Source organism: Nonomuraea sp. NPDC050394 (assembly GCF_044459065.1).
Taxonomy (GTDB): domain Bacteria; phylum Actinomycetota; class Actinomycetes; order Streptosporangiales; family Streptosporangiaceae; genus Nonomuraea.
The window spans coordinates 71,659-84,186 of record NZ_JBITIO010000021.1 but is presented as its reverse complement, the minus strand read 5'-3'; the positions used below and the strand labels follow the sequence as shown (position 1 = coordinate 84,186).

Annotated in this window: 11 protein-coding genes; 4 read left to right on the top strand and 7 right to left on the bottom strand. The window is 70.6% G+C overall.

The window, feature by feature from the left end; translation table 11 throughout:
- The first annotated feature begins 14 nt into the window (after positions 1-14).
- Positions 15-902 (top strand): hypothetical protein, encoded by an 888-nt coding sequence (locus tag ACIBKY_RS48685; RefSeq protein ID WP_397108388.1) that lies wholly within the window; start codon positions 15-17, stop codon positions 900-902.
- Positions 903-1,099: 197 nt separating this feature from the next.
- On the opposite strand, the gene ACIBKY_RS48680 is transcribed toward ACIBKY_RS48685, so the two are convergent.
- From ACIBKY_RS48680 to ACIBKY_RS48650, 7 genes are all read right to left on the bottom strand, one after another.
- Positions 1,100-1,957, bottom strand: coding sequence for an oxygenase MpaB family protein (locus ACIBKY_RS48680; protein WP_397108386.1), 858 nt, complete (start codon positions 1,955-1,957; stop codon positions 1,100-1,102).
- A gap of 75 nt (positions 1,958-2,032) precedes the next feature.
- Positions 2,033-2,989, bottom strand: a complete 957-nt coding sequence (locus tag ACIBKY_RS48675; protein WP_397108384.1) for a zinc-binding dehydrogenase — start codon at positions 2,987-2,989, stop codon at positions 2,033-2,035.
- A 37-nt stretch (positions 2,990-3,026) separates the two neighbouring features.
- A complete protein-coding gene (locus tag ACIBKY_RS48670) occupies positions 3,027-3,731 on the bottom strand; it encodes a PadR family transcriptional regulator (RefSeq protein WP_397108382.1) in 705 nt (234 codons plus the stop codon).
- Complete coding sequence (locus ACIBKY_RS48665; protein ID WP_397108380.1) at positions 3,728-4,531, bottom strand: DUF4097 family beta strand repeat-containing protein; 804 nt, start codon at positions 4,529-4,531, stop codon at positions 3,728-3,730. The genes ACIBKY_RS48670 and ACIBKY_RS48665 overlap by 4 nt, the downstream gene beginning before the upstream one ends.
- Positions 4,532-4,619: 88 nt before the next feature.
- Positions 4,620-4,796: a DUF6104 family protein gene (locus tag ACIBKY_RS48660; protein ID WP_184972535.1), complete on the bottom strand. Its 177-nt coding sequence runs from the start codon at positions 4,794-4,796 to the stop codon at positions 4,620-4,622.
- A 57-nt stretch (positions 4,797-4,853) separates the two neighbouring features.
- Entirely contained in the window at positions 4,854-8,507 is a 3,654-nt protein-coding gene (locus ACIBKY_RS48655; protein WP_397108378.1) for a multifunctional oxoglutarate decarboxylase/oxoglutarate dehydrogenase thiamine pyrophosphate-binding subunit/dihydrolipoyllysine-residue succinyltransferase subunit, read from the bottom strand.
- Positions 8,508-8,711: 204 nt separating this feature from the next.
- Complete coding sequence (locus ACIBKY_RS48650; RefSeq protein ID WP_397108376.1) at positions 8,712-9,356, bottom strand: B3/4 domain-containing protein; 645 nt, start codon at positions 9,354-9,356, stop codon at positions 8,712-8,714.
- A 71-nt stretch (positions 9,357-9,427) separates the two neighbouring features.
- On the opposite strand from ACIBKY_RS48650, the gene ACIBKY_RS48645 reads away from it, so the two are divergent.
- The 3 genes from ACIBKY_RS48645 to ACIBKY_RS48635 are packed head-to-tail and all read left to right on the top strand — an operon-like array spanning position 9,428 to position 12,524.
- On the top strand, positions 9,428-9,988 hold the full coding sequence (locus ACIBKY_RS48645) for an ArsR/SmtB family transcription factor (RefSeq protein WP_397108374.1): 561 nt from the start codon (positions 9,428-9,430) through the stop codon (positions 9,986-9,988).
- On the top strand, positions 9,985-11,238 hold the full coding sequence (locus ACIBKY_RS48640) for an MFS transporter (protein ID WP_397108372.1): 1,254 nt from the start codon (positions 9,985-9,987) through the stop codon (positions 11,236-11,238). The genes ACIBKY_RS48645 and ACIBKY_RS48640 overlap by 4 nt, the downstream gene beginning before the upstream one ends.
- Positions 11,235-12,524, top strand: a complete 1,290-nt coding sequence (locus tag ACIBKY_RS48635; protein ID WP_397108370.1) for an MFS transporter — start codon at positions 11,235-11,237, stop codon at positions 12,522-12,524. Before ACIBKY_RS48640 ends, ACIBKY_RS48635 begins: the two co-directional genes overlap by 4 nt.
- The last annotated feature ends 4 nt before the right edge of the window (positions 12,525-12,528 follow it).

Below are 12,528 nucleotides of genomic sequence, written 5' to 3'. Positions count from 1 at the left end.
CGCGAGGATCGCTGGTGGCGGATCAGTTCGACGTCATCGAGGCCGGCGAGAAGGGGCGCCGGCGGTGGATCGGCATCGTGGTGCTGGTCGCGGTACTCGCGGTGCCCGTCGTCGGTCTGCTGGCCAGCCGGGCGCCGGAGGCGGAGCCGCCCGCGCGGCCGACGGCCGATCCGGTCCCGACGTTGACGACGCTCACCTCGGCGCCCAACGTGCTGCATGCCAAGGCGCGCGCCAAGGGGGCCGACGAGGTCATTCAGGTGGTCTTTCCGCATGGGCTGCGGGCCGATGTGCGGTATCCGGCTGAGCTGGGGCTCGACGAGCTTGGGTCGCGGCCGTTCGTGGGGGTGTGGATCGCGGGCGGGGAGTTCTCGCAGTACCGGCAGCTGACGGCGCCCTACGGGGGTGACATCGAGGTGACGCGGGGAGAGAAGCCGCTGCGGTCGTTCACCGGCAACGTGACGCTCTGGCCGCGGCCGCCGGGGGCGGGGCTGGTGGGGCAGGTGATGTTGTTCGCGTTCGGGCCGTGGCGGATGGCGATGTACGACCGGCCTGCCGGGATGCGCTTCGAGCAGCGGATGGAGCTGGCCACGAGCCTCAAGGGCACGGTGACCAAGGACGGCTACCTGGTGCTGAAGTCGTCGGGGCGGATCCGGCTGGCCGCGCCGGGTGACGGGCGGCGTAGCGATCCGGTGGGGCCGCAGTTGCTGTTCGGCGGCGGGTCAAGCGACATGCTGGCCCTCGTGCCCACGCCGGACTGCGCGCTGCCGGAGGTGCCCAATGCCATCGGCGCGCGCGGGCGCCACACCGAGTCCGTCTGCATGGGCGACTTCATGGTGGCCGCCTCGGGCTCCCGTGAGTTCGTGCGGAAGGCGGTCAGCGACATCCGGATCACCGTGAAGTGACCGGCCGCGGGTCTCGGGGCGCGCGGTGAACTGACGGCGGACACGGCGTGCGGTGAAACGACGGCGGACACGGCGCGCGGTGAAACGACGGCAGGCACAGCGTGCGGTGAAGCGACGGCGGACACAGCGTGCCGTGAACCGACCGTAGACACAGCGTGGGGCGGCGTGGCGGGGATCGTGGTGAAACGGCCGAAAGGTCAGTGGGTGGCGCCGGCCAGGTGGCGTTCTGGGTGGGTGCGGGCGGCGCGGCGGGCGTGGTAGGCGAGGGGCATGTAGCGCAACCGCTCAGGCAGCCGCGGCGTCACCATCGCCACCAGCCGCCCGATCCGAAGCAGCCGCCGCTCGTCGCGGGCCGTCCACCTCAGGCCGAGCGTCGCGCGTACGGCGGGCGGCAACGTCCCCACGGTCACGAACGCGTTGAATCCCCCGGAGGCCACCCCCACCGGCATCCACAGCCGCCGCACCGCCGCGGGCAGCCGAGGCGGGGCTGGCGTGCCGCGCATGACCGCGAGCACGTCCAGCGCCGTGGCGTGTGCCTCCAGCCGGTTGGCGACCATGTCGTCGAAGTAGGCCCAGAAGGCCGGCATGTCCGGTGGCATCTTCCGCTCGGGCACCCGCAGGATCCGGGCGAGCTGCCGTGACTCGGCGAGCATCCGTTCCTCGTCCGCCGCCGAGTAGGGGGTGCCGAACACCCGGTTCAACGTCAGGAACCGCTCGAACAACGACCAGTGCACCCACGCCCACGCCTCGCCGTTGAGCGCGTGGTAGGCCCGGCCTTGCTCGTCCACGCCGCTGATCGGCTCGTGGAGCTCGCGTAGGCGCCGGCCCTCCGCCAGGCCGTCCGGCCCGCCGTACACCCAGGTCTGGACGGAGGTGAGCGTGCGGTCCAGGCGTCCCCACGGGTCTTGTTTGAAGGTGGAGTGCTCGGCGACGGCGGCGCCCACGGCGGGGTGCATGGTCTGCAGGATCAGCGCGCTGCCGGCGACCAGCAGGTTGCGGTACTCGCCCGCGGTGTCCCAGTGCATCGATCCCGGGCCGAAGGGCTCAACGTCCATGACGGCGCCTCCTGGGTGATACATCTTCTCTTTCTTTGTATCACCCGGAAGTCACCCCAGTAACCCATCACTTATCTACAGGGTGAAGACGATCTTCCCGAAGATCTCGCCCTCGTGCATCGCGGCGAACCCGGCCGCCGCCTCGGCCAGCGGAAGCGTCCTGTCGATGACCGGGCGTACCCCGGTTTGCTCCAGGAAGACGGCCAGGCGCTGGAGCTGGTCCCTGGTGCCCATCGTGGAGCCGACCACGGACAACTGCAGGAAGAAGACCCGGTTCAGGTCGGTGGGCGGGACCGCGCCGCTGGTCGCGCCGGAGACCACGATCCGGCCGCCCGGCCGCAACGACTTCAGCGAGTGGTCCCAGGTGGCCTGGCCGACGGTCTCCATGACCGCGTCCACGCGCTCGGGCAGCCGCGCGCCGGGCTCGAAGACCCGGTCGGCGCCCAGTTCGAGGGCCCGCTCCCGCTTGCCGGCCGACCGGCTGGTGGCCCAGACCCGGTAGCCGCCGGCCCGGCCGAGCGCGATCAGCGCCGTGGCCACGCCGCCGCCGGCGCCCTGCACCAGCACGGTCGCGCCCGGCTGCAGCCCGGCCTTGTCGAACAACATCCGGTAGGCGGTCAGCCACGCGGTGGGCAGGCAGGCCGCCTGCTCGAAGCTGAGCGCCGCCGGCTTGGGCACCAGGTTCCGCCTCGGGACGGCCACGCGTTCCGCGAAGGTGCCGTCGTGGGTCTCCGACAGCAGCGAGCGCTTGGGGTCGAGCGTCTCGTCGGCGCCCGAGCCGATCACCGAGTGGACGATGACCTCGTTGCCGTCCTCGTCCAGGCCGGCGGCGTCGCAGCCGAGCACGATCGGCAGCCGGTCCTGGCGGATGCCGACGCCCTTCAGCGTCCACAGGTCGTGGTGGTTGAGCGCGGTGGCCTTGACCGTGACGGTCGTCCACCCGTCGGGCGTCCTGGGTTCGGCGTGCTCGCCGAGCCTCAGGCCGGCGAGCGGGTTGTCGGGATCGGTCTGTGCGGCGGTTGCGGCGAACATGGCCGCACCCTACTTCAGCCCGTCAGCACATCAGCCGTCAGCCGAGCGAGTCGCGGATCCGCCGTGCGGCCGTGTCGAGGGCCTCGCGGACCTCCTCCAGCCGCTCGCGGGTGAGCTGGCTCTCCGACGCCTCCTCGCGCACCTGCCCCACGAAGTCGGCCAGCATGCCGCCGAGCTCGTTGTCCAGCTCGACCCGGTTGGGGGAGACGCCGCCGATCGTGGTCCAGATGTCGCCCCAGATGCGCCGCCACTCGTGCTTGAGCCGCTCACTCTCGCCCTGCCACGAGCTCACGTTCTGGGTCCACTGGCGCTTCTGCTCCTCCTTGAGGCGCCGCATGTCGGCTTTCTGCCCGGTACGCACGTCCTTGGCCATCTTCGTCAGCTCCTCGCGGAGCGACTTGACGGTGTCGCGGACGTCCTCCTTGACCTCGCGGGCGATGTCGCGGACCGAGGCGGAGATCTCCTGTTCCAGATCGGCCAGCTCGTCGAGGCGCTCGTCGAGCTCTTCGCGGCCCTTGTCGGTGATGGAGAAGACCTTCTTGCCGTCGACCACCTCGTGGGTGACCAGGCCCTCCTCCTCCAGACGGGCCAGCCGCGGGTAGATGGTGCCGGGGGAGGGCGAGTAGACGCCGAGGAAGCGGTCCTGCAGGAGGCGGATCACCTCGTAGCCGTGACGGGGGCTCTCCTCCAGCAGCTTGAGCAGGTACAGCCGCAGGCGGCCGTGACCGAAGACGGGGCTCATTCCTTCTCTCCCTTGAGCAGCGCGACCTCGCCGGAGACCGTGGTCACCGTGAGCGAGGCCATGCCGCCGCCGAGCCGTCCCGACATCGACTGCGAGCCGGGCTTGCTTTGGTTGACGAGCCGGTCGAACGTGCTGACGACCCGGCCGGAGGTCGAGCGGACGGCGACGTCGGCCTCGACGTTCTCCGGCAGCCTGACCAGGATGCCGCCCGAGACGCTGTTGAGCGTCACGTGACCGGTGGGCCGCAGCGCCAGGTCGGCGGTGATGCGGCCGGACACGGTGTTGGCTTTCAGCCGCCGTGGTATCCCGTCGGCGACGGTGAGGTCGCCGGAGATGCTCTTGAAGGCCAGGTCGCCGGCCATCGCGCGGCTCTCGACGTCGCCGGAGACGGTGGTGGCGCTCACGTCGCCGCTCACGCCGTCGAGCACGATCTCCCCGGAGACGCTCCTGACCTGCGTCTGGCGCTCGAACCCGGCGACCACGGCCGGCGCGGAGACGACTCCCGCGTTGACCCTGCAAGTCTTCGGCACGGTGAGCGTCAGCACCGAGCGCCGCTTGTCGCGCCGCAGCCAGCCGAGCAGGCCGTCCCAGGTGAGGTCCTTGTAGGTGACGCTGAGCTCCCCGGCCTCCTCGTCATAGGTGACGATCAGCGGCGAGGCCGACTCGACCTCGGACACCTCAAGTCCCGGCGGTCCGTCGCTGGCCAGCACGTTGAGCTTGCCCGCGACGATGCGTACGTCCAGCGCCGTCACCGGGCCGAACGTGAGTTGCTCGGGCCCGTCGATAGTCCACTGAGCCATGACCCCTCCGCGTTAGGTTTACTCCATACACGATATGTCGCGTCAAGCCAAAACTCAAGATGTATCGCGTTTGCCCGGGAGGTCGCGCCTACTCGTCGTCGTCGTCCAGCCGGGCCAGCCACGTGGCCAGACGCTCCACGGGCGTCTCGAACTCCGGGTTGAGATCGACGAACTCCTTCAGCCGCTCCCCGAGCCAGAGGATGCTGACCTCCTCCTCGCCGCGGCGCTCGACGAGCTCCTCGATCCCCCGATCGGTGAAGTACATGGTGCTCCGTTCTAACAGAAAGCCCCCGCCGGAGCGGGGGCTTCCAGGTGGAAACGACTAGCCGAAGAGCTCGTGCACGATCTCCTCAAGCTCCTTGTCGTGAGCGGCGTGGGAGCCGGTCGCGGGGGAGCTGTTGGGGGTGCGCGAGACCCGGCGGAGGGCACGGCCGCCGAGCAGCTGCGGGTCCTCCGCCAGCTTCAGCGTGAGGTACGGCCACGGCCCCATGTTGACCGGCTCGTCCTGGGCCCAGAACAGCTCGGCCTGCGCGCCGTACCGGGAGAGCTCGGCGGTGAGCTCCTCGGCCGGGAACGGGTAGAGGCGCTCCAGGCGGACGATCGCGACATCCTCGCGGCCTGCCGCCTCACGACCCGCGGCCAGGTCGTAGTAGAGCTTGCCGGAGGTCAGCACGACCTTGGTGACCTTCGACGGGTCGGCGGTGGTGTCGCCGATGACCGGCTGGAAGGTGCCCGAGGTGAAGTCGGCCGCCTTCGAGGTCGCCTTCTTGTGCCGCAGCAGCGACTTGGGCGTGAAGACCACCATCGGCTTGTGCCGCCCGGACTCCACCTGCCACCTGAGGAGGTGGAAGTAGTTGGCCGGGGTGGTGGGCTGCACGACCGTCATGTTGTCCAGGGCACAGACCTGGAGGAAGCGCTCGATCCGGGCGCTGGAGTGGTCGGGACCCTGACCCTCGTAGCCGTGCGGCAGCAGCAGGACGACGCCCGACTTCTGGCCCCACTTCTGCTCACCGGACGAGATGAACTCGTCGATGATCGTCTGGGCGCCGTTGACGAAGTCGCCGAACTGGGCCTCCCACGCCACGAGGGCGTCGGGGCGGACCACGCTGTAGCCGTACTCGAAGCCCAGCGCCGCGAACTCGCTGAGCAGCGAGTCGTAGACGTAGAACTTCGTGGTGCCGTGGTTGAAGGTCTTCAGCGGCGTGTGGTCCTCGCCGGTCATCCTGTCGACCAGCACCGCGTGGCGCTGGGTGAAGGTGCCGCGGCGGGTGTCCTGGCCGACGAAGCGGACCGGGTGCCCGTCGATGAGCAGGGAGCCGATCGCCAGCGCCTCACCCATCGACCAGTCGATCGCGTCCTGCTCGACCATCTGGCCACGCCGCTGCAGCACCGGCGACAGGCGCGGGTGCACGGTGAAGCCCTCGGGCAGGTTGAGCTGGGTGTCGACGATGCGCTTGAGCGTCTCGTCGGTGATCGCCGTGGGCGTGTCCGTGTGCGACCACTTGATCACCTCGGTGGGCGGCACGCGCAGCTCGCCGGAGTCCTGACGCGGCTGCTTGGCCGCCTCGCGGACCTCGGTGAACGCCTGCTCCAGCTTGGCCTGGTAGTCGCGCAGCGCCGACTCGGCCTCTTCGACCGTGATGTCGCCGCGGCCGATCAGGGCCTCGGTGTAGAGCTTGCGCGTGGAGCGCTTGGCGTCGATGAGGTCGTACATCAGCGGCTGGGTGAAGGCGGGGTTGTCGCCCTCGTTGTGGCCGCGGCGGCGGTAGCAGATCAGGTCGATGACCACGTCCTTGCGGAACGCCTGACGGTACTCGTAGGCCAGCTGGCCCACGCGGACCACGGCCTCCGGGTCGTCTCCGTTGACGTGGAAGATCGGGGCCTGGATCATCCTGGCCACGTCGGTGGCGTACACGCTGCTTCGGGAGGAAGCGGGCGAGGTCGTGAAGCCGACCTGGTTGTTGACCACGATGTGGATCGAGCCGCCGGTGCGGTAGCCGCGCAGCTGCGACAGGTTGAGCGTCTCGGCCACGACGCCCTGGCCGGCGAAGGCCGCGTCGCCGTGGATGAGGACGGGCAGGACCGTGAAGCCCTCCTCGCCACGCTCCAGGAGGTCCTGCTTGGCGCGGACGACGCCTTCGAGCACCGGGTCGACCGCCTCCAGGTGGGAGGGGTTGGCCACGACCGAGGCGGTGATGGTCTTGCCGCCGGGTGCGGTGAAGGTGCCGGAGGCGCCCAGGTGGTACTTCACGTCGCCGGAGCCGTGGGCGGTCCGCGGGTCGATGTTCCCCTCGAACTCGGTGAAGATCTGCCCGTAGGACTTGCCGACGATGTTGGCGAGCACGTTGAGCCGGCCGCGGTGGGCCATGCCGATGACGACCTCGTCGAGGTCCTGGTCGGCGGCGTCGCTGATCACCGAGTCGAGCAGCGGGATCAGGGACTCGCCGCCCTCCAGCGAGAAGCGCTTCTGGCCGACGAACTTCGTCTGCAGGAACGTCTCGAACGCCTCGGCGGTGTTGAGCCGGCCGAGGATGTTGAGCTGCTCCTCGCGGTCGGGCGAGGCGTGTGCCATCTCCACCCGCGCCTGGATCCAGGACCGTTCCTCCGGGCTCTGGATGTGCATGTACTCGATGCCGACCGTGCGGCAGTACGAGTCGCGCAGCACGCCCAGGATCTCGCGCAGCTTCATCAGCGGGCGGCCGCCGAAACCGCCGGTCGCGAACTCGCGCTCCAGGTCCCACAGCGTCAGGCCGTGCGACTGGATGTCGAGGTCGGGGTGCTTGCGCTGCTTGTACTCCAGCGGGTCGGTCTCGGCCATGAGGTGGCCGCGTACCCGGTAGGCGTGGATCAGCTCGATCACCCGCGCCGACTTGGAGACGTCGTCGTCGTGGGAGGCGGAGATGTCCTGGACCCAGCGGACCGGCTCGTAAGGGATCCGCAGCGCCTCGAAGATCTCGTCGTAGAAGCCGTTCTCGCCCAGCAGCAACCGGTGGATCTGCCGCAGGAAGTCGCCCGACTGGGCGCCCTGGATGATCCGGTGGTCGTAGGTGCTGGTCAGCGTCATGACCTTGGAGACCGCCAGCCTCGACAGGGTGTCGGGGGCGGCGCCTTGGTACTCGGCCGGGTACTCCATCGCGCCCACGCCGATGATCGTGCCCTGGCCGGGCATCAGGCGGGGCACGGAGTGGACGGTGCCGATCGTGCCGGGGTTGGTCAGCGAGATCGAGGTGCCGGCGAAGTCGTCGACGCCCAGCTTGTTGCCGCGCGCCTTGCGGACGATGTCCTCGTAGGCCATCCAGAACTGGCGGAAGTCCATGTCGTCGGCCGCCTTGATGGACGGCACGAGGAGCTGGCGCTCACCGTTGCTCTTCTGGACGTCGATGGCCAGGCCGAAGTTCACGTGCTCCGGCTTGACCAGCGTCGGCTTGCCTTCAACCTCGGTGTAGGAGAAGTTCATCTCCGGCATGGCCTTCAGCGCCTTGACGATCGCGAATCCGATCAGGTGCGTGAAGGAGACCTTGCCGCCGCGTCCCCGCTTGAGGTGATTGTTGATCACGATGCGGTTGTCGATGAGCAACTTGGCCGGGATGGCCCGGACGCTCGTCGCCGTCGGTACCGACAGCGACAGGTCCATGTTGGCCGCCGTACGGGCCGCGGCACCGCGCAACTTGACCTCTTCGGCGCCCTTGGGCACCGCGGCGGCAGGCTGCTTCGGCTTCTCGGCCGCGGGCGCCGGGGTGGCCGGCGCCTTGGCGGGTGCTGGTGCGGGGGCGGGCGCGGTTGTAGTGCCGTTCGCCGCCTCCCTGGCCGGGGTTCGGCCCGGTCCGTAGTCAGGGTTGTAGTCAGCGAAGAAGTTCCACCAGGCCTTGTCCACAGACTCGGGATCCTGGAGGTACTTCTGGTACAGCTCGTCGACAAGCCACTCGTTTTGCCCAAAGCTTGCCAGCGGGTTTGACCGCGACGACTCAGACGACACGGCGGAAATCGCCCTCTTCCGCAGATCGGCGTTGATGTTAGAGAACCGGTCCAAGGCTACTCGCACAGACCGGCAGAGCGCGCCGGAGAGACCACCGCGCCCCGCCTGATCCTCTCAGGAGAGTCCAAAGAGGTCACGCCCCCCTAGTCAATCCAGGTGGTGCAGCCAATATTACTGTTTGGTATCAACAGACTGGCAGGAGGTTTAGTTCCCGGCGGAGATGACTCTGCTGGTGATCCGCACGCCGGGGGAGAGTTCGGTCAGGAGTTCCGCCAGTTCCTCGCCGGCGACCTTGAGCTCCTCCAGCGTCATCGGCTCCAGGCGCTCCAGCAGGAACAGGCCGTTGACCGTCTCCTCGGTCAGCCGGGTGCGCGCGACCTGGCGCCAGTTCCATCGCCGGCAGGTGACGCCGAGGTCGTCACGCCAGATCACCTCGCCGGGCTCGGGTGTGCCCAGCGCCTCCTCCGACGCCTCGTCGCCGCCCGCCCTGATCAGCCGGGCGGGTCCCGCGTACCGGTCGAGGTCCTCGCCGCCGACCGGCAGCGCGTGGGTGACGCTCACGGAGTTGTAGGCGTCGACGATCCGGTTGATCTCCGGCAGCGGCAGCCTGCGGGTCAGCGCGTCGACACTCGGGCGCGTGCGCTGGGGCTTGGCGCCGAAGGCGCGGTAGGCGTCCTTCCAGGCGTCGATCTTCTCGGTCTGAACGGCCCGCGCCGAAGCCTCGGCCAGCCAGCCGCGCGCCCGCTCGTCCGTGGGCCCGTTCTTCATGCCGTGGGCCGTCATGACCAGGACCGCGAAGTCGGGACGGAGCTCGAAGATCGCCTCGTCCACCCGGATGTGCTCAATCATGCCTGGCAGCTTAGGCGGCCAATTCGCAAAAATCACTTTGCAAAATTGTCTTTGCGGCTTATCGTCAAAGCATGGAAGAGCAGTACCGGATCACCGATCCCGAAGTGCTCAAGGTGGTCGCGCACCCACTGCGCGTGCGGATGCTCGGCATGCTGCGCGCCGACGGCCCCGCGACCGCCAGCCAGCTGGCCAGGCGGGTCGGCGAGAGCTCGGGCTCCACCAGCTACCACCTGCGCGAGCTGGCCAAGTACGGCTTCATCGAGGAGGACCCGTCGGCGGACGGCAGAGAACGCCGCTGGCGCGCCCGCCACCACTACACGAGCTGGGACAACGTCCAGATGGGCGCCACCCCCCAGGGCCGCGAGGCCCTGAAGATCATGAAGATGCGCCAGGTGGAGGCGCTGGTCCACGCCATCGAGCGCTTCGACGAGAGCGACTGGTCCACCGCGTGGGTCGAGGCGGGCGGCATGACCGACATCCTGGTCAAGCTGCCGCCCGCCGGGCTGCGCGAGTTCTTCGATCGCGCCGATGCCCTGATCACCGAGCTGGAAGAGCGCTACGCCGACGACCCCGAGACCGTGAAGGCACAGGTGTTCCTCGCCGGATACCCCAGAAGGGAACTGGACGCGTGACTCCCTTAAGCGCGCGCCGCCGCTACGCCCTCGTCAGCTTCCTCACCTGGCTGCCACCCGGACTGATGATGGCCCCGATGGTGCTGCTGATGACCGAGCGCGGGCTCAGCCTGCCGCAGATCGGCCTGACCGTGACCGTCTTCTCGGTCGTGACGATCGCGCTGGAGTTGCCGACCGGCGGCCTGTCGGACGTGATCGGCCGGCGCACGGTCCTGGCCGCCTCGGCCGCCGTCAGCGTGCTCGCGATGGCGACGCTGGCCTTCGCCACCACCCTGGGGGTGTTCCTGGCCGCCGCCGTGCTCAAGGGCGTGGCCAGAGCCCTCTCCAGCGGGCCCGCGGAGGCCTGGTACGTCGACACCCTCCACGCCGCCCAGGGCCCCGGCGCCGATCTGCGCCCGGGACTGGCCAGGGGCAGCGCGATGGGCTCCGTGGCCCTGTGCGCGGGCATGCTGACCGGCGGCGTCCTGCCACTGGCCGTGCCGCCCGGCGCCCCCATCCTGCCGCTCGCCGCGCCGGCGCTGGCCAGCGCGCTGGCCGCCGCCGTCCTCCTCGTCGTGGTCCTGCTCGCCCTGCCGGAACCGCCGCACGCGCGCCGCTCCATCGGCGGCGTGCTGCGCGAGGTGCCGCTCACCGTGGCCGCCGGGCTGCGGCTGGCCACCGGCGGGCCGCGGCTGCGCCGCCTCATGCTCTACGCGGTCGCCAACGGCATCGCCCTCACCGCCGTCGAGCTGCTGACCCCGGGACGCCTGGCCGACCTCGCCGGTACGGCGGAGCGCGGCACCACCGCCTATGCCCTCGTGGCCGCCGTCGGCTTCGCGGGCAGCGCGGCGGGCTCGTCGCTCGGGCCGGCGCTGGCCAGGGTCGCCGGCGGCAACGCCAGGGGCGCGAGCGCCGGCGTCGTGCTGGCGGCGCTGTCACTCGGCGCACTGGCCGCCACCGCCGGGCTGGACGGGCCACCGGGGCTGGTGAGCGCCGGGATCGCCTACGTGCTGATGTTCACCGGGATCAGCGCCACCGGCCTGCTGGCCCAGACCATGACGCACAACGCGGTCACCACCGCCGAACGCACCACCGTCACCTCGATCGGCTCCCTGTCGCTGCAGGCCGGCGGCGCGCTGTCCAACATGGCGCTCGGCCTGCTCGCCGCCGGCTCGGGAGTGGCCGCGGCATGGGGCCTGGTGGCCTTCGTGCTGCTGCTGTCGAGCCTGCTGTTCGTCCGGCTGCCGGAGCGCGTGAGGGAGGCCGTGTGAACGCGACTTCGGCCGCCCGCCGGTACGCGCTGGTCAGCTTCCTGACCTGGCTGCCGGCCGGGTTGATGATCGCCCCGCTGGTCCTGCTCATGCTCGGCCGGGGGCTGACGATCGTGCAGGTGGGCGTGGTCATGACCGTGTACTCGCTGGTCATCGCCGTGCTTGAGCTGCCGACCGGCGGGCTCGCGGACGTGGTGGGACGGCGGGCGGTGCTCGCGGTCGCCGCGGCCTGCACCGCCCTGTCGCTGGGGCTGCTGGTGCTGGCCACGTCGTTCTGGGCGTTCGTGCTGGCCTGCGGGGTCCTCGGGGTGTCCAGGGCGCTGTCCAGCGGGCCCGCGGAGGCCTGGTACGTCGACACCCTGCACGCGGCCGAGGGACCCGAGGCGGATCTGCGTCCGGGGCTGGCGCGCGGGCACGTGATGGAGGACGTCGCGCTGGGCGCCGGCGTGCTGGCCGGTGGCTTCGTGCCGCTCCTGGACCTGCCGCTGGGCCTGCCCGCGCTGGCCGTGCCGCCGCTGGCCGGGGCCGTGGCGGCGCTGGTGTGGCTGGGTGTCGTGCTGGTCGCGCTGCCGGAGCCGCCGCATCCCCGGGTGCCGCTGGGCGAGGTGCTGCGCGGCGTGCCGCTCACCGTGGCCTCGGGGGTGCGCGTGTCCGTGCGCGACGGGGTTCTGCGGCGGCTCGTCCTGCTGTCGGCGGTGGTGGGGATGGCGCTGACCTGCGTCGAACTGCTGGTGCCCGGCCATCTGGCCGCGCTCACCGGCTCGGCCGAGCTCGGGGCTACCGCCTACGCGGTCGTGGCGGCGGTGGGGTTCGCGGGCGGCGCGCTCGGCAGCGGCCTGGCTCCCGCGCTCGCGCGAAGACTGGCCGGGAGACAAGCCGTCGTGGGCGGCGCCAAGGGTTCCGTGCGTGGGGCGGTCGCCGGGCTGGTGCTCTCGGGGCTCTCGCTGGCGGGCCTGGCCCTGTCGGCTCTGCTCGGCGGCGCGTCCGGAGTGGGCTCCGTGGTGCTGGCGGGGCTGCCGTACGCGGTGCTCTTCGTCGGGCTGGGCGCGTACGGCGTGCTGCGGGCGGAACTCAGCCATCACCGGGTCACCGCCGCTGAGCGGGCCACGATGGCCTCGGCCGCGTCGCTGGCAGGTTCCGGCGGGGCCGCGCTGGCCAACCTGACGCTGGCGCCCCTGGCCATGGGCCTGGGGACGTCGGCCGCCTGGTGGCTGGTGGCGGCGGTGGTGCTGCTGTCGAGCCTGCTGTTCTTCCGTCTGCCGGTCAAGGAGCAGATGGCCGCGTGAGCCG